This is a genomic window from Mycoplasmopsis agassizii, from assembly GCF_002276225.1.
In the GTDB taxonomy this organism is placed as follows: Bacteria; Bacillota_I; Bacilli_A; order Mycoplasmatales; family Metamycoplasmataceae; genus Mycoplasmopsis_B; species Mycoplasmopsis_B agassizii_A.
Genome location: NZ_NQNY01000006.1, coordinates 51,580 through 70,127 on the forward strand (window position 1 = coordinate 51,580; position 18,548 = coordinate 70,127).

Below are 18,548 nucleotides of genomic sequence, written 5' to 3' on the forward strand. Positions count from 1 at the left end.
TTCTAGTGAAGGGAAACCATCAATAAAAGTTGTAAAACTACTACTTAAAGCTTTAATAATATTTAACTTAGTAGCAGATTGCGTTGCTGTTTCTAAACTAGTTACCACTTTTTTAAAATCTGCATTAGTTTGACCTTTTGCAAAAACTGTTGTTGCAAAAGTTTTTGCAAGGTATTTGATGATTTCTTCATTTGTTAAAACACCTGAAGAAGATGCTTCATTTTTATCAATGACTAATGTACCACCATTTTCATTGATATCTTTAAATTTTGCTAATAATGAACTTTTTGAATCACTACTAGCAACTGATGTTTGTTGTTTGCTGATAACTACACCAGCAGTCACGGCTGCACCTGCTACTAAAGCAGTAGAAATTAGTGCTGAACCAATAATTAAAGTTGTTTTTTTCATGAATATTTCCTTACGAGAATATGTACTTTTTCTCGTGGAAATGGTACTAAAATAATTTATTTTTTGTGGAAAATATAATTTCTTGGAAATTTTTTAAAAATATACTTATTTAATAGCTAGCTTAAAAACTGCTTTTTCCAAAAAGTTATTTTATGGCTTTTTGGAAAAATAAAAACGCCTTTTTTGGAAAAAAGCGTTTTACTTATGATTATCAATAAACTACGCCAGCGTAGTAAAGATCATCTGTATAGAATTGATATTGGTAAGTTCAAGCCATTCAGTCATAGTGTTGGTACTTAACAATTCTACCAAGTCCTTTTTCTGAATAAGGAACACGGCGATTTTGTTTATCAAGCATAACAATGTCTGCACCTAGACCTGCATAACCAAAGAATTGGTCATTTTCAGCTGAGAAAATGTAAAGTCTTTCAACTTCATCGCGCATGAATAAGTTATAAGCACCATTATCACCGATAGTTCTTTTTGAAGCAGGTGTTTCTAAAATTCATAATGAATTATAAATTTCTTTTTTATCAATATTGATTTCACCTGTAACTCTTCCTGATGCTTTAATAAAGTCATATCATTGGAATAAGTTAATTAATTTACCAGTATCTTGAGTTCCTGGAGTAGCATTTGAATAAAATAGTCCAATTGCTAAGTCAGCATTAGTTAATTGTGCTGCTACAGTTGAAGAAGAAACTTTTGATTTTGCTCAACCTGATTCAGCAATTTTGATAAATAATAAGCGTGATTCAACTGCTCTAATAAATTTAGTAATTGCTACATTAGGATAACTTGCTGCTAGAGAAGTTCCAAATTTTAAAGTGAAATATAATGAAGCATAAGTATCACTGCTTGTGCCATCTTCATAAGTTTCGGTGCCACTAACTACTTTGACACTAACTTTTAAAGTATCTTCAGTTTGATCATCAGCAGGCTCAATTGAAAGATCGGTTCATTTTAAGTTAAATAGATAAGCACCTAAATCTGTTTTTTCTAAATTAGATAAAAGTGTTTTAGTTTTATCTAATGAATATTTTCAAATGTTTGTTGCTCTTTCAGTTTCAATAAAGTTTTTAACTGCTGTATCAGGCAGTAAAATTTCAACCATATTGTTTTCATCTTCAAAATCAGATAATGACTTAATTCCAATTAAAGGAATGTTGGTGATATTAACTGAATTATTAGGATCTTCACCAAATTGAATTTCAAAAGAAACTGATAAAATTTCTGTACTTGAAGTTGCTTTTAAGTCATTGTTAAAACTAAAACTTTTAATTTTAACTGTGTCTTTACTTAATAATTTAACAACTTCACTTGCATTAATTGAAGTTTTTAAAACTTCAAAATATTCTTTAACTTTATCTGTCTGAGAAATATTTTTTGATTCAATTTGTTTAAAACTATCAACAGCTTTGAAATTCCAATACCACTTTTTAGGTTAAACATGTTAACAGTTAATAAGTTTTCTAATTCTTCTTTATCAAGTGCACCTTGCTCTTGATCGGATTTAGCTTCACCTTCACCGTTATTACCTTTATTAATATCGTTTTCAGCATTAACGCTTAAAAAGCCAGTAACTTTTAATTGTGCTGATTGATCTACATTATCAAATTTAGTAGTTATTGTAATTGAAAATGAACCTGCTTCACTTTCAACACTTGCTTCATTATAAACAAAGTCAATATTTTTAATTGCACCATATTGAGTAGGAATTGGTGTAACTAATTCTGCAAAAGAATTTTTAGTATTAGCATCATCACCATTTACTAGTTTTGCTAGTTCATATATTTTATTTGCAGTATCTAAATCTTTAATTTTTTCACTAAAATTTTTAGCTGAAATTTGTTCTTTAATAGTTAAAGGATTTGTATCGAAAGTATCTGAAACATTTTTTCAATAGCTGTTAAATTGTTCTTTAGTGTTAATAAAACCTTCAATTACAAAAGCACTAACCCCTAGTTGATTACCTTTTGCAAAAACAATTTCCACTGTCAATTTATCACTAAATTGTGATGGCTGAGCAATTACAAGTGAAATAATCATTTCAGCTTTTAATTCACTAGGTAAAGTAGTTACATACTCTTTAACTAGGTTTAATTTTTCTTCATTAGTTTGTGATTTTAATAAGTAATCTGCATAAACTAAACCTGATTTAATATCAGATTTTGCTGATTTAAATGTTTGAGCATTTAAAGCTTTTGTGATTGCATCAATTGTTGCACGATCTGAAACTGTAGCGTCTTTTTCTGCTTCAGTTTTTTCAGCGGTTTTAGGAATTAAGTTAATAGTTGAGTTAGCAGTTGCTTCATTTAATTTTAAACTAACACTTGCTGATAAACGATTTTCAATTGGTGAAGTTGCTTGACTAACAGTTACTTCTACACCTGTTAAAGCATTTAAATAAAAAGTTAATAATGAACTTGCTGATTTTAATAATTCTAATTTAGCAGCACCTTCTGCTGCATTAACTTCAGTTAACAAGGTTGCTAAAGTTTTATCTTCAGAAACTTCAAAAGTAGAAATTGATAAATTAAGTGCATACTCACTAACTTTTTCTTGGTCAGTTTTATTTGCAGTGGTTTCTTCGTTTGTAGTTCTAATATCAGTTGTGCTTGTTCCTGAAATTTTTAAAGTTCCACTTGCTTCTAAATCAGCAACTTTAGCACTTAAAGTAACTTCTAAACCGTTATCTGCAGATGATTTTACTTCCCCCACTTGTCAAATCACATTAGGATTTGATTTAGCAAAAGCTTCAAAAGAAGTACTTAATTGGTATAAAACATTTAAGTTAGTTTCACTAGTTGATGTTTTTGCTGAATTAACAAATTCAGTTAAATTAATTTCTGTTGAAGTTTTACCAAAAATAGTGTTTGTTAAAATTGTTTTGATATTTTCAACTACTTGTTCATTTGTTAAAGCAGAAGTTGTAATTTCATCAGAAGTTAGTGAAAGTGTTGCTTTTCTTTCACCTAATTCTTTAATTAATCTTTGTGTATTAGTTAAAGATACTTGATTATCTCTAGTAACTAAAACAGTTGTTACTGCTGTTCCAGTAGCAACAATAGCCACTGCTAATGCCGCAGAGGCGATAAATAAATTTCTTTTTTTCATATTCTCCTCGAAAAATGGTCTAACTAGATCAAATTGCCAAACCTAGATAGACTACGCACAAGGCGTTTTTTACGTTTACATTATATATTGTAAAGTCCAAAAAGTGTAAAAATTACTTTTTTGATATTTTTTTAAGAAAAATTGCAGTTTTTAGTATAAAACTGCAATCAGTATTAAGTTTTAAGATTGTTCAAAAGCTCGTTGTTCGCTAGTTGAAGCAAAGACTTTTTGTGAGTTAAAAGCTAGTGAAATATTAATTTTTTGATCATCATAAGCAACTTCTAATTCCAGATTTATAACACTTTTTGAAGCATCATAAACACCTGCAGAATTTCTAATAAAATCAGTTTTTAAAACTGCTTTATTAAGCACACCTTGATTAACAAAAGTTCTTAATTTATCTCCATCAGTTATTAATGGATATAACTTATTTAAGAGAACATGATTTTGTAATTTTCTTAAATCATTTCAAACTGAATATAAAGATTTTTCTTTTTCAACTAAAGATTTTTTAGTTGATGCCAGTGTTTTTAAATTGTTCATTTTTTGTTCAACTGTTTCTTTGTCTTGCTCTTGTTTTATGCGTTCTGCATTTTCAAAATCACGGCGTGAAATAAATCCTTCAACATAGCCATAAGCTGTGTAATTTACATTAGCATATCAAACTGAAACAATGATTTTAAAACGCCCTTGATGAGTATCAGTTAAACCAGTTTCGTGTTCAATTGTATATTTTAATTTATTTCTAATTAATGATGAATATTCAATTGGTAATGGTGAAAATAAGTATTCATAAATACGTTGATTTTCAGGTTCATCTATTATGTCTTCAGTGATTAAAGAAAAGTAGTTTTCAAAGTTTACATTACCCTTACTATCCTTAACTCTTCTGTTATAAAAACTGTCACTTGTTTTTGAACTTTTAACCCTTAAAGGATGAACTTCTAAATAATTTGAAAATGTTTTTCAGTAATTAAAAAATTCTAAATATAAACTTTTTAGACCTGTAATTTTAATTCTTAAAACTTGAAAACTTTCTGCTTTTGATAAGTTAATTTCAACCGTTAAAGTTGAGTCTCTTTCGCTTGGTTTTACTAAGCTAATATTTTGTAAATTATCTAGTGTAATTCTTTCATCTATATCAATCATCTTTTTAATAATATCTAATTTATCTTTTAAATTTTTAGCAGTTAAAACCATTGCATAAATGTCACTTGGATTTTTATCTGTTAAGCCTTTTGCAGCAAATTCTTTTTTGTCATAATTATTTTTTAAAGTGTCAAATAATTTGCGTGCTTGCTGATTTACAGATAAATTTTTATCTAAATTATGGTCATTATCTTCTCCACCATTTTGGTTATTTTTTGCTTCATGAAATAAAGTAAAATTTACTTCCTTAATTTGTTCATTTAATTTCAAATTAAGTTTTACAATCATGTTGTTTTTATCGGTAGAATCGACGTTTTTGACTTCAAAAGTAATTGAACGATAATTGTTTAGGATCTCAATCAGTTTGTCATTTTGATACATGATATAACTTGTTTTTGAAAGAGAATTTGATAGAGATAGAACTTGTTGAGTAATTAATTCAACATTAGCCAAATTATTATTAAATTTAAATTTTTGATTGTCTAATAATTTAGCAACATCATTTAATATACCTGCTTGTGTTGTTGAATTTGCTTCTTGATTTAAAGCATTAATTTGATTAATTTCTGCTTCATGATTTTTAGCAGAAATAGCAAAATAAGAACCTATTCCAACGGCTCCTGTTAATGCTAAAGATGCAGCACTAATTGACAAAATTTTTAAAGATTTTTTCATCATCTATCTCCTTACTGAAAAAGACTTTTTTATTGTCTTACTAATCCTAATCTAAGCATATATTCAAATGGTCCAACATTGAAATTTGGTTTTGCTGAATATAATTTTCGGGCAATATATTTTCACTCTTTTTTATTACCTTTTTCATCAATTCGATAAAGCATTAAAGCAATATTAATACGTTCATGTTGCTCAAATTGACCTGCAGAATAAAAGATTACATTATCAACAAATTTACTCATAAATAGACTTTGTACAGTGTCACCATTTAATTCTTTTTTAGATAATTTATTCTTGAAAAAGAATAAACGTTTTTGCATTTCATTTACATCTTTATTATTAATTTTTCTTAATGGTTGTCAGCTATTTAAAGCTTGTGTGTTAGGATATGCTGCTACTCAATTACTTTCTAATGCAGTAATGATTTTGTAGTATAAAGATATCAATGCTTGAAATTGTACAAGGCTATTTTCTGAAGCAATTCCTGCTTTAATATTGACATCAAAACTAGTTCCATTTTTTAGTTTTACTCTTAAAACCAAAGTATCTTTTGTTGTATGAGTTAATGGCAATAATTTGATTTCCTTAAAATCAGCTTGGTTAAATTTAGTTCATCAAGTTGGGGCAACATTATTTAAATCATTAAGATATTTTTTAAAGTTGTTTGCTGAAAAACGATTTTGATAAGCCATATCTAATAAGAATTCTGCGTTTGCATTATCAAGCGTAAAAGTAACCCCTGAAGCATCTTCAACTTTTAAATTAGTTTGTAATTTTAAAGTTGTTTCTAAAACATTTTCTCCATATTTTAATGACACTTTAACAGTAACTATTTCTGCTTCAGTTTTAGCAGTAATATTAAATTTAACAACTGCATAAGTTACTGTTGCTTTTTGTAAGTTTTCTTTAACTTTTTCATTTTGAACTTGATTTGCAATTTCATTAATAACTTGTTGGGGCTTTAAAGCACTTAATTTTTTATAATAAGTTTGTGAATCAGAAGTTGTTTTAAAAACAAGGTTTGATTTTAATAAAACTTTTGCATCTTCAAAATCTTTTTTATCTTGTTCTAATTTTGTTTTTGCACTATCTTGAACTTTTTGATTTTCTTCCTCAAGAGCTTTTTGTTTGTCTCGTGAAACTTTAACTTGATAGTCAGCATCAGTTAAAAATCCATCAACTACAACTGAAACTTGATAGTTAATTTCATTAAATTCAACTGTTAAATTGATTAAGAAACTTCCTGGTGCTAAATTGTTTTCAGGATATTGATATTCTCAAGAAAGTATTTTTTTACTTTCATATTTTGAATCAAAAACATGATTAATTTTTTCAAGAATTGCTTGGTTAATTTCAGATACAGTTTGGATTTTTGAAACTTCATTTAAGAAAGCACTAGTATCCATATTTTTAACTTTTTCATTAAATAAGTAAGCAGTTGTTGAACCATCTGTTTGTAAATGATTTAAGGCAAAATAGTCGTGAAATTCTTTTCAGTTGTTTTCAAATTCATCAGCTAAACTAACTAAATCTGTAAAGGCAAATTTTAAGACAGTAACTTGATCATTTTGAGAAAGAAATAATTCAAAACCTAAAGAACGTGAGAATTTTTCGGGTGGAAATACTTCAAAAGTTTTAACTATTGAAGCATCTAATTTAGCAAATGAAAAGAAAGTATTTAGTAAGGAAATTTTTTCAGAAATATTGCTTAAACGATTAAATTGCTCATAAATTTCAGGTGCACCTTTATTTTTATCGGCTAATGAAATTAGTTTGTTTGCATAAAGAGTATTTAATTCAGAAAATAGTTCATTAGTTTTATTAATAACTTCTGCTTGTTTACTTTCTTCAGGATCAATTTCTTTTTCAAAAACAATTCCTGATTCAGTTTCACCACTATTTTCACTATTTCCATTATCAGTTACTTCAACATTTTCATTAACATGGAAACCACTTAATAAAATATGACTAGATACTTTTTCGTTATTAAGAATTAGTTCTAGATTAATTTTTAACTGATTTTTTTCTATTTTTTCTAGTGATAAAATTTCAAATTCAATTTCAGCGCTTTGACTATTTAAATACTCATTAAATTCAGTATTAAATGATTTAATTAGATTAATTTTTGAATTTGAAAGGCTAACTTTTTCTAAATAAGAAATAAATTCATTAATTGTAAATGAACTATTTTGAAACTTAAAGTCTTGTGCTTCTAAATTACTCTTATAAGTATTTAAAAAATCCGAAGATGAAACTTCGCTTTGTGCTTGACCACTTTTATCAATAAGAATAAGACCTTCAGCAGGTTTTTCAATCGGCTTAATTGGGTTAGCTGGTTGGTTACTACCACCTATTAAAATTGGATTTGAAATTTGCTTTTGTTCTTGTCTATTTAAAGTAACTACTGCTGCAGTTGCCGCCCCTGCACCAACTGCTAAAGTAGCGGCTACAGTAGTCGCTATAATTAAAATTTTCTTTTTCATAATATCCCCTTACGAATGTCTGAATAAGTACTAGTAAAATTTACCACAAAAATTTTTATTTACTTTTTTTTCTAAAAAACTTAACTTTTTTAGCAATTTTATAAAATTGGTGCTACTAAGTTTATAAATCTAAGTCAATTTGCAAAGTTAAATTGACTAAATTTAAGTAATTTAAGGCTAAAACTACTAGATAAAATTAAGAATAATTTTATGACACTTTTGTCTTTTAAATTGTAACAAGAGTGTATAAATAACTTAAAAAAAGTATAAATATATTATTTTTTTAAAACCCTTTAAAAAAATAGTTTCAGAACTACTTTAATAGGTTAAAATTCATCTTATATATGTGAAAGTTTGTCCAAAGTGCTTCTGATAAATCCAATTGATTAACTAGCCCTAAAGCTCTAGTTGCTTTTATTGGTCGCTCAAATGTTGGTAAAAGTTCCTTAATAAATGCGCTAGCAAAAACTACAATTGCTCGAACAAGTAATACCCCCGGAAGAACTCGTTTAATAAATTATTTTATTGATGAAAATAATAATTATTATGTTGACTTACCTGGTTATGGCTATGCTTTAATGTCTAAAAAAGATCAACAACTTATGCTGGAAATGATTGATGAATTTCTTCATCAATCAAGCAACTTAAAAACAGTTGTCTTATTATTTGATGCAAGGCGTGGTCTAGGTGATTATGAAGAAAAAATCTTAGAATGAGCTAAGCAAGAGAATAAACATTTAATCCTAGTTGCTACTAAGTTAGATAAGCTAAATCAAAGTGAAAAACACCAATTAAAACAAAATTTATTAACAAAGCAACTCGAAAATGAAGTTTTTTTTGTTTCTTCAACTAAAAAAACTAATATCAATAACTTGCAGCAAAGACTTCTAGCAGTCTTTAAAAGTTAGAAAAAAGTGTTAAAAAATTACTCAAAAACAGCTGAAAATTTTTATACTTATTTTAAGTTTTTTATATTAAAATAAAAAGGCTGTTTTTAATTTACATACAGTAATTTTAAAACTAAAAAAGGCTAAATAAGGACAGGTTCTAGGTGAAAGACTAGACAATCATGGTGGTTTTAGCGCTAAAACAATATATACATTAAATTTGAAAGGATTTAAAAATGGCAAAAGAAGAATTTAACCGTTCAAAACCTCACGTCAACATCGGAACAATCGGACACGTTGACCACGGTAAAACTACTTTAACAGCTGCAATTGCAACTGTATTATCAAAACAAGGATTAGCAGAAAAACGTGACTATGCTTCAATCGATGCTGCTCCTGAAGAAAGAGCACGTGGAATTACAATTAACACAGCTCACATCGAATATGAAACAGAAAAACGTCACTATGCACACGTTGACTGTCCAGGGCACGCCGATTATGTTAAAAACATGATCACAGGAGCTGCTCAAATGGATGGGGGTATCTTAGTTGTTTCTGCAACAGATGGTCCTATGCCTCAAACTCGTGAACACATCTTATTATCAAAACAAGTTGGTGTTCCACGTTTAGTTGTTTTCCTTAACAAAGTTGATATGCTTGAAGGCGAAGAAGAAATGATCGAACTAGTTGAACTAGAAATTCGTTCATTACTATCACAATACGAATTTGATGGAGATAATACTCCAGTTATTCGTGGTTCAGCATTAAAAGCACTTGAAGGTGATGCAAAATACGAAGCAAACATTAGTGAATTAATGAATGCAGTTGATGAATGAATTCAAGAACCTATTAAAGATTTTGAAAAACCATTCTTAATGGCTGTTGAAGACGTTTTCACAATTACAGGGCGTGGAACTGTTGCTACAGGTAAAGTTGAAAGAGGGACATTAAACCTTAACGACGAAGTTGAAATCGTTGGATTTACTAAAAAACCTAAGAAAACAGTTGTTACTGGAATTGAAATGTTCCGTAAATTACTAAAATCAGCTATGGCTGGTGACAACGCTGGGTTATTACTACGTGGTGTTGAAAGAAGTGAAGTTGAACGTGGTCAAGTATTAGCAAAACCAGGAACAATTATTCCTCATACACGTTTTGAAGCTGCAGTTTATGCACTTAAAAAAGAAGAAGGTGGAAGACATACTCCATTCTTCTCAAACTACAAACCACAATTCTACTTCCGTACAACAGACGTTACTGGTGGAATTGAATTCAAAGACGGGCGTGAAATGGTTATGCCAGGGGATAACGTTGACTTAATTGTTAACTTAATCTCTCCAATCGCTGTTGAAGAAGGTACAAAGTTCTCTCTACGTGAAGGTGGAAGAACTGTTGGTGCTGGTTCAGTTACAAAAATCTTAAACTAATCCTAGTTAACAATTCAAAAATGCATTTTAAAGTGCATTTTTTTATTTTTCTTCAAAAAAATAAAAAATTTTTTAATAAAAAAGTTATTAACTATCTTTTGTTATAGTTATTTAGTTATGAAAAAATCTAAATTATTATGAATGTTATCGGTGCCTGTTTTATTAATAGGAACAGCAACAGCAATTGCATGTGCTCAACCAAATAATCCTGAACCAGGTGTAAATGCTAAGACAATTGTAGATAAATTGCCTAAAGAAGTAAGGTCTAATGATTCGAATAAAGATTTAGATAAATTAAAAGAAACACTACAAAATTTGAATGCAGATATAGAAACTTCATTTTTAAATTTATTAGATGAATCTAATAAAAGATCTTTTGAAGATGAACTAAAAGATGGTTACAAAATTTCTAAAGTTACTTTAGCAAGTGCAGATACTACGAATCGAACTTTAGTAGTTTATTTAAATATTAATAAAGGAGAAGACAGTCAAACAGCAACAATTAAAGTTGTTGATTTAGAGCAAAAACCTGCCCAAGAAAACGGTTCTGACCCATCAAAAGGTAATCCCGAAACTAAAACTGGTGATGTAAAAAATAAAGCAATTTTAACTAAATCAACTATTTCAAAAGAAAAATTAGAGCATTCTAATGATATAAGAATTACAGTTTCTTATAAAGAAGATGATTGAACTAGCAAGCAAGAAAGTGAATGAACTGATCAATTACTTGAATCAATTAATAAAAAAATTGCTCCTGAAATTAATGCACTATTATCTAAAGAAAATCCAGCAGATTTTGTAAATAATGTTGCTTTTAGTTATTTTCCTTCGATAAAAAAAGAAGAATTAAAAATAGGATTTTTATACGGACTTAAAACAAATTTAACTGAAGATATGTTCGAAAATTTAGGTGAATTAAAATTTCCTGAAGTAAAAATTACTGATGAACAAGTAGCTACTGAAAAGACTAAAAATAAAGATACTTATATTTTAAGTAACGAAACAGATGAAGCAGTTAAAAATGGAGATACAGTAATTATAGATTTTTTAGGAAAGTTAGATGGTGTTGCTTTTAATGGTGGAACTGCAACCAATCAGACTATAATAATTGGATCAGGAAAACTTATTCCGGGTTTTGAAGAGCAAATTATTGGTCGCAAAAAAGGTGAAACTTTTGACATTAAAGTTACTTTTCCTGCAGATTATCAAGCTGAAAATTTAAAAGGAAAAGAAACAGTTTTTACAATTACTTTACACAAAGTAATTACTAACAAAAAAGCAGAATATACAGATGAAATTGTCAAAAAGCATTTAACAATAACTACTTACACTAATAATTTAGACAATTATATTGCAGATTCAATTGAAGCATTTTTAAAGAAAAACAATTTAAAAGTTGCTACTTCTGAAGTTCATCGAATAGTAAATAGAGAAATTTCACAGATGACATCTGTTGCAACTCAAAATCGTATGACTTTAGAACAATTTGTTATTGCTCAAGGTTTTGCCAGTGTTGAACAATATAGAAATATTGCTTTACAGCAACTACTTTATGATTACAAAAAGTCTTTAATTAGTTCATTTTTAAAGCAAAAAAATATAATTAATTTTACTTTATCAGAAGAAAATAAAAACTATTTGATTAAACAATTAGCAATTCTTAATAATTGATCTGAATTAGATGTTAGAAATAAAATTAATGTTCAAACTTTAAATGCAATATATCAGGATCAAAAATTAGCTGAATTTTTTGCCAAAAAACAAAATTCTGAAGCTGAATTTAAAATTTATAGTGATTTTTTAAATACTTTATAAAAAATCTAGACTGTTGTTTTCATGTGTAACAACAGTTTTTAAATTGTTTTCAAAAAAACCAAAAAAATTTTAAAAATCGGTTTTTTCAAAATAAAGTGCTATAAATTGATATGTAAAATAAGGTGATATAAATATGAAATTTAGAAAAATAATACTTGGAACTACACCTCTAATCGCAATAACAGCAAGTGCAGTAGCAATTTCTTGTAGTTCAATAATTACGCCAGAAGTTGGTGAATTAGATAATGGTACACAGATTACATTAAATGTTCTAAATGAATCATTAAATAATGTAAATTTTGATGTTAGGGAAAATCTTAAAGTTAGTGATTTTAAAAAGGAAATTATTGATTCGGCAAATTATTCATTAGCTGTTTTTTATAATAAAATTATCAAATTTTTAGATGATAATAGCGAGCTAGTTTTTAAGCAAAAATTAGCTGCTATTTCAAGCGATGATAAAATTTCTGCAACCCCAACAATTATTGAATTCGCTGATGATAAAAATAAATTAAATATTTCAACTGTCATTAGTTTAAATGGTGTTCAAAAAACTATTTCGTTTGCTTTAAGTAATTTTACTAATGAAGAAAAAGTTATTAATCCTGGTCAAGGTAATCAAGACAACCAACAAATTTTTGATCAAATAAAAGAAGTGGTTAAGATGCTTAATTTTACTTATGATACCAGTAAAACGGCTAAATTAACTGCAGTTGATTTTGTGCTTAATTTAGAAAATCAACTAACAGTTCTTCAAAAATGAAACTATATTGGACAAGTAATTGTTGATGATAATTCTTATAATTTATTAGGAAGTCAACTTAATAATTTTGAATTATTAAATATAACTACTCGTTCAAGACAAAACGATGTTGATTTAGTTATTCAAATTAGAGAAAAAAATAATCAAAACAATAAAACAAATTTGAGCCTAACTATTAAAGGTTTTATGGTTACTGATAGTACAAATCTTAATCAAAATAATACCAATCAATTACAAGTTGAAGCTGATAAAGATTTAAGTAGAGTTATTAATAATTTAAGTAGTTTGGTTTTAAGTTATAACCGTAATTTAGAAAAGAAATTTACTACTGCCGAAATTTTAAAAGCGGGTGTTAAAACTTTAGATGATCTTTATACATTTTTAACTACTATTAGTCAGAATAATTTAAACAAAGTTTTAGGTAAAGCAACCCTACAAGACAGGATTAAAAATGATATTAAAGTTACATTTAATTTAGCACAAGGTGAAAGTAATAATCAAATTATTTTGAACTTAACTATTTACAAAGAAAATGCATCTAAAGCACTTTCAAAAGCAATTGTAATTGATAATTTTTATACTGATGAAGAATTAAATAATAGTCTATTAAGTAAGTTTTACGATAACGTTGCTCAAGGTGAACAACTAACAGTTAATGCAAGTGCTTATAATAAAAATGATTTATTACAATTAAGTCTTGAAAATTTAAAATCAACTGTTTTAAAAATGCCAACTGTAAAAACTTATTTAGAAACATTAGCAGATTTAAATATTGATTATGAAATAAAATCACTAACATCCGTTAGTGATGATAATCGACAATTAAAATTAAATATAACTTTTACATCAGGTAATATGTCAAAAGATTCATTTATTATGCTTTCATCTTTAAAAACAGAAACTGTTTTAGATATGCTTAATAAATTAAAAGATGAATTACAAAATATGACTATTACAGCTGCTCAATTTAGTAAACAAGAATTGCTTGAAGAAAACTTCAACAAATTTGATCAACGACTACAAACTTTTTCAACTTTAAAACTTTTCTTTGACAGAATTTGAAAAGAAAAATTAGTTGATTTTCAAATTAATTCAAAAGGCGAATCTAAAACAATTCCTAATGCACTAACTGTTACAATTACATTAAAATATAAAGGTGATAATAATAATACATCAATAACTTTTGACTTTAATATTATTAATTTAAAACCTTAATAATTTAATCTCTTAAAATTTTATTACTATTTACATCAATTATTTTTGATGGATGATTACTGGTTTTTCCAAAATTAAAAACACTTTTAATTTTTGGAAAAACTTTTTTTATATCTTCTAAATTTTCAATTATAGGCTCATCAGAAATGTTTGCACTAGTTGCAAAAAAAGGTCCATTAAGTTCTAAAAATTTTAGTAATTTTTTTTGTTTAGGCATTCTAAATCCTTGATTATTTACAATCAAAGAAACACTTCCAGGCCAGTTGATTTTTGCTTGTTTCTCGGCATTTTCGTCTCATTCTGGAAATTGTTTTGCTTGCTCAATTGAACTAACTAAAATAATTATTTTTTTATTTAAATCTCTTTTTTTAAGTCTAGATAAATGAATTTCATTTAAGCGATTTTTAGCACTAATTGCAATTCCATTTACTGTATCAGTTGAAAAAGCAACTATCTCATTTTCAGTCACTAATCTCGGTTCTGTTTCAATCATTATTCTGATTCTAATTCTAATGGTTTAGATAGTTCAAATATTTTTTCTTCAAGTTGATCAACAAATTCAGCAATTCTTACTTCAGGTGTTTCTCTAAATTTACCTTTAGCATTTACCCCATCAAAAATTAATGAATCAAAATTAAAGCCAATAAATTCAAGTGGTTCTTGAACTCTTTTAATTAAGTCGTTATTTACTTCTTCAGATGAATAAGCACCCTTTGTAATTAAGAATAAAATTTTCTTATCAGAAAATAATCCTTCAATTACAACCTTATTATTTGCCTTATCAATATGATGTTTAAAAGTTACACCTGTTAAAGTAATTCTCATTAAAAAATTAGCTAAAACGTTTCCCGGAAAAATATGCATAACAGGAGCACTAATAATAATTTTATCAACGTCTTGAATTTTTTCAATTCATCTTCGAGAAACACCATCACTATAAAAAGTAGAGAAATTATTTTCAGTTAGAATTTGCATTAAGTCATTATCTTTATTTAAATTTATATATTCAAATTCTGCCTTCTCATTATACTTAGTATACATTTCTTTACTTACATCAAGTAAGTATTTACCAATTGCATTATTACTTGGATTAGGAGTTGTTTTGATTAATAGTATCTTTTCATTCATATTAAAATTTTACATTTTATTTGGAACATATCAAATAAAATGTAAATAAAAAAACGCAAATTTTTTGCGTTTTAAAAAAGTAAAAAATAGTATTAAGTTGTCTGATTAAAACCACTGATCACAACTTTATCACTACTTGTAACACTATTATTTTCGCCAACTTCTATTTTAAAAGTTACGCTTGTATCGGTGTAGGCAATTATATATAGACTAACTTTTCAGCTACCGATTTTATTATTATATTTACCTAATCCATAACTATTTAATTCTAAAGGTGTTAAGGCAACTGAATCACTGATTGAACCTTTAAATAATTCACTTGCTTTTTGTTTTTTATCAAAATTATGATTTCTTAAATCAGTTAAAACATCTACTAAAACACTATTAGCAGATTTATTATTTATTAAATTAGACTCGTTATCAGCATTAACTTTTTGAACAGTAACAACAACTCCTAAAGCACTTGCTCCTGCAACTGCTAATAAAGTTATAGATGCTGCTCAAGCGATAATTCCTTTTATACTCATATTTATAATCTCTCTTCTTTTGCTTATAAATTATATTAAATAAAAGATGGACTTTGCAAAAAAATCACTCTTGACTTGTTTTTGTGAAATAAAATAATTTTTTGGATTTTAAAAATTAAAAAAGGCGACTTTTAAAAAGTGCCTTTTAATTATTTAATTAAGAAAAGAAAATTATTTTTTCATTTGTGCTGCAACTTCAGCAGCAAAATCAACAACTTCTTTTTCAATCCCTTCACCAACTTCAAAACGTTTCATTTTTAAAGCTTTTAGTGAACTATCAGTTAAATATTTTTCAACAGAAAAACCTTGATCCATAACAAATGGTTGGTTTAATAATGTAAATTCAGCAAGTGCTTTATTTAACATCCCATTTAAAATATTTTCTTGAATTTTTTCTGGTTTACCTTTTAATGAAGGTGATTCTTTAAATTCAGCAGTTAATTTTTCAATACGATTTGCAGGTACTTCGTTTTTACTTAAAAACTCAGGGTTCATAGCAGCAATATGCATTGCTACGTTACGAGCGTTAGTTTCGTTTGTACCTTCTGCTAATAATAGTGAAGAAACTCTTCCGTTTGCATGAGTATAAATCCCTGCAACTTGATTTGCTTCTAAATTAACAAATTCAGCACGGCGAAGTGAAATTTTTTCACCAATTGTTGCTGTAGCATTTTCTGTTGCTTGTAAAATTGTTGTGTTTGCATCAATTTTAACTGCTAAAGCAGATTCTAAATTAGTGAAATCACTTGCTAATAGTGCTTGACCAATATTTTTTACTAAGTCAATAAATTGTTTGTTTGTAGCAACAAAGTCTGTTTCTGAATTAACTTCAAAAATAACTACTTTTTTGTCATTTTTAACAACTGAAACTAAACCTTCAGCAGCAATACGACCTGCTTTTTTAGCGGCTTTTGCTTTACCTGAATCTTTTAAAAATTCAATTGCTTTTTCAATGTCATAGTTAGTTGCTTCTAGTGCTTTTTTAACATCTAGAAATCCTGAACCTGTTCTTTCACGAAGTTCTTTAACTAGTTGTGCTTTTTGAGATGCATCCATTATTAATCTTTCTTTGCAGGTGCTTTTTTAGGGGCACTTGTTCTTGGTTTTGCTTTAGCATTTTGACTGTGAGTATTTGAATCACTTGTTGTTCTTCTACGTGTTGCAGGTTTTTCATCATTTGTAGATGAGGTAACACGTTTATTTTTCTCAGTTAAAGTTGCTGGTTTATGGTCACGTTTTTCAGGGCGATTAGCTGAATTTGAATCACGGTGGTATTTTCTTTCAGGTTTATCTTCAAAGTTTGTGAATCTTCTGTCTTCAAAGAAACGTCTTTGCTGATTTGGATTAAAATCAATTTCACGGCGTGAAGGTGTTCCACCTAAATCAAAGTTAACATCGTTTTTGTAAGCTAATTTAGCAACTCCACCTTTAGCAGTTACGATTGCATCTGCTAAAACTGTTAAAATCAAACGAATTGATTTTACTGAATCATCATTAGCAGGGATAGCTAAATCAACATCATCAGGATTACCATCAGTATCGACAACACCAATAATTTTTACACCTTTACGGCGTGCTTCTGTAACAGCAATTTTATCGTGTTCAGGATCAACTACAATCATAAAGTTTGGTTGGCGACGCATTTCACGAATACCTTCAAAGTTACGTTGTAGTTTTTGTAATTTCTTTTCAAGCTCTAATGCTTCTTTTTTAGTGTAAGAATCATAGTCACGAGCTTTTAAGTTTTCTAATCTTTCTAATTCTTTAATTTGGCTAAAGATAGTTTTAGCATTAGTTAAAGTTCCACCTAATCAACGCTCTGAAACAAAGAAAGAATTTGAGCGCATTGCTTCTTCTTTAATAATTTCTTTAGCGTGTTTTTTTGTACCAACAAAAACAAAGGTAGCCCCTTTAGCGGCTGCGTTTTGAATTATTTTATAAGTTAATTCAAGAGCTTTCATTGATTTTGAAACATCAATGATATGAATCCCTTTTCTTTTTGAGTGAATAAATTTACTCATTTTTGGGTTTCAATTTTGTGTACGGTGACCAAAGTAAATTCCTGCAGAAAGTACTAAATTGTTAGGAACAATTTTTTCACCATCGATTTCATTTGAAACTAAATTATCAGCTTCAATGTTTAGATTTTTATTTTCCATTAAGATCCTTAAAATAGTTGTAGTTTGTTTAATTCTTCCATTTAGTTCAAAATTTAAGCACTATCATTGATGCTGATAGCACACCCTAAAAAATTCCTAAATGTGCTTTTTATTTAATTAAATTTAATTAAATATCTTCTTGATTTTGATTTTTAAAAAGATTAATAAAAGCCTTTTTAGTATATCAAAAAAAATTTTTAAAAATTGAAAGATTTTTAAAAAAATCTGCTTGCTAAAAGCAAGTAGATCTGATTTTATTAAGGAATTTAAAATAGAAATTACTTGATAAAAAATATATTTTTGCACAATAAAATATTTGAGTCTTTGAGACTCAAATATCAACATTTATTTTTTCTTGATTAGTTCTAAAATTTCTTTTAAATGTTCAACAATTGCTTCATTTTGTTCTTTTAATTCGTCATTTTGCTTAACAATTGCTTCATTTTGTGCCTTTAATTGATCATTTTGCTTAACAATTGCTTCATTTTGTGCCTTTAATTGATCATTTTGCTTAACAATTGTCTTGTTTTGGTTTTTTAATTCCCCTACTTCTATTTCAAGATTTTCAACTTTAGAATAAAGGTCTTTATTTTGTTCTTTAACTTCATTAACCTGAACTTCAAGATTATCTACTTTAGTTTCAAGATTATCTACTTTAGTTTCAAGATTATCAAATTTGATTTCAATATTTTCAACTTTAGTTGCTAATGTTTCTACTTTAGAGTTGATCGCTACATTTTGAACATTTATCTTATTAATCTGCGATCCAAGAGATTTAATAATGCTATCTGC

15 protein-coding genes are annotated in these 18,548 nt (G+C 27.6%); 4 read left to right on the top strand and 11 right to left on the bottom strand.

What is annotated here, in order from left to right; all coding sequences use genetic code 4:
* From CJJ23_RS05035 to CJJ23_RS02435, 5 genes are all read right to left on the bottom strand, one after another.
* Nucleotides 1-411: hypothetical protein (locus CJJ23_RS05035; protein ID WP_180738010.1), on the bottom strand; the 411-nt coding region annotated here is incomplete at its 3' end.
* Nucleotides 412-619: 208 nt separating this feature from the next.
* The gene (locus CJJ23_RS02420; RefSeq protein ID WP_095334785.1) at nucleotides 620-1,525 is read right to left on the bottom strand and encodes a hypothetical protein; all 906 of its coding nucleotides are present in this window, start codon (nucleotides 1,523-1,525) and stop codon (nucleotides 620-622) included.
* A gap of 224 nt (nucleotides 1,526-1,749) precedes the next feature.
* Nucleotides 1,750-3,528: a hypothetical protein gene (locus tag CJJ23_RS02425; protein ID WP_095334786.1), complete on the bottom strand. Its 1,779-nt coding sequence runs from the start codon at nucleotides 3,526-3,528 to the stop codon at nucleotides 1,750-1,752.
* A gap of 180 nt (nucleotides 3,529-3,708) precedes the next feature.
* Complete coding sequence (locus CJJ23_RS02430) at nucleotides 3,709-5,352, bottom strand: hypothetical protein (RefSeq protein WP_143823615.1); 1,644 nt, start codon at nucleotides 5,350-5,352, stop codon at nucleotides 3,709-3,711.
* 29 nt (nucleotides 5,353-5,381) lie between these two features.
* Nucleotides 5,382-7,835 carry a hypothetical protein gene (locus tag CJJ23_RS02435; RefSeq protein WP_095334788.1) on the bottom strand — a complete coding sequence of 818 codons (2,454 nt, stop codon included), beginning with the start codon at nucleotides 7,833-7,835 and terminating at the stop codon, nucleotides 5,382-5,384.
* 344 nt (nucleotides 7,836-8,179) lie between these two features.
* On the opposite strand from CJJ23_RS02435, the gene yihA reads away from it, so the two are divergent.
* From yihA to CJJ23_RS02455, 4 genes are all read left to right on the top strand, one after another.
* Nucleotides 8,180-8,743 carry a ribosome biogenesis GTP-binding protein YihA/YsxC gene (yihA, locus tag CJJ23_RS02440; protein ID WP_095334789.1) on the top strand — a complete coding sequence of 188 codons (564 nt, stop codon included), beginning with the start codon at nucleotides 8,180-8,182 and terminating at the stop codon, nucleotides 8,741-8,743.
* 215 nt (nucleotides 8,744-8,958) lie between these two features.
* Nucleotides 8,959-10,149: an elongation factor Tu gene (gene tuf / locus CJJ23_RS02445; protein WP_084231818.1), complete on the top strand. Its 1,191-nt coding sequence runs from the start codon at nucleotides 8,959-8,961 to the stop codon at nucleotides 10,147-10,149.
* Between the two features lie 117 nt (nucleotides 10,150-10,266).
* A complete protein-coding gene (locus CJJ23_RS02450) occupies nucleotides 10,267-11,964 on the top strand; it encodes an FKBP-type peptidyl-prolyl cis-trans isomerase (RefSeq protein WP_095334790.1) in 1,698 nt (565 codons plus the stop codon).
* Nucleotides 11,965-12,097: 133 nt separating this feature from the next.
* Nucleotides 12,098-13,942 (top strand): hypothetical protein, encoded by a 1,845-nt coding sequence (locus tag CJJ23_RS02455; protein WP_095334791.1) that lies wholly within the window; start codon nucleotides 12,098-12,100, stop codon nucleotides 13,940-13,942.
* A gap of 4 nt (nucleotides 13,943-13,946) precedes the next feature.
* On the opposite strand, the gene CJJ23_RS02460 is transcribed toward CJJ23_RS02455, so the two are convergent.
* The 6 genes from CJJ23_RS02460 to CJJ23_RS05040 all read right to left on the bottom strand — a co-directional run.
* Nucleotides 13,947-14,435, bottom strand: coding sequence for a Sua5/YciO/YrdC/YwlC family protein (locus CJJ23_RS02460; RefSeq protein ID WP_095334792.1), 489 nt, complete (start codon nucleotides 14,433-14,435; stop codon nucleotides 13,947-13,949).
* On the bottom strand, nucleotides 14,435-15,070 hold the full coding sequence (locus tag CJJ23_RS02465; protein WP_095334793.1) for an NAD(P)H-dependent oxidoreductase: 636 nt from the start codon (nucleotides 15,068-15,070) through the stop codon (nucleotides 14,435-14,437). Before CJJ23_RS02465 ends, CJJ23_RS02460 begins: the two co-directional genes overlap by 1 nt.
* Nucleotides 15,071-15,162: 92 nt before the next feature.
* The gene (locus tag CJJ23_RS02470) at nucleotides 15,163-15,597 is read right to left on the bottom strand and encodes a hypothetical protein (protein WP_095334794.1); all 435 of its coding nucleotides are present in this window, start codon (nucleotides 15,595-15,597) and stop codon (nucleotides 15,163-15,165) included.
* Between the two features lie 171 nt (nucleotides 15,598-15,768).
* Nucleotides 15,769-16,653, bottom strand: coding sequence for a translation elongation factor Ts (gene tsf, locus CJJ23_RS02475; protein ID WP_095334795.1), 885 nt, complete (start codon nucleotides 16,651-16,653; stop codon nucleotides 15,769-15,771).
* Nucleotides 16,654-16,655: 2 nt separating this feature from the next.
* Nucleotides 16,656-17,756, bottom strand: coding sequence for a 30S ribosomal protein S2 (gene rpsB / locus CJJ23_RS02480; protein WP_095334796.1), 1,101 nt, complete (start codon nucleotides 17,754-17,756; stop codon nucleotides 16,656-16,658).
* A gap of 345 nt (nucleotides 17,757-18,101) precedes the next feature.
* The coding region (locus tag CJJ23_RS05040; RefSeq protein ID WP_180738011.1) for a hypothetical protein at nucleotides 18,102-18,548 on the bottom strand (447 nt) is incomplete at its 5' end.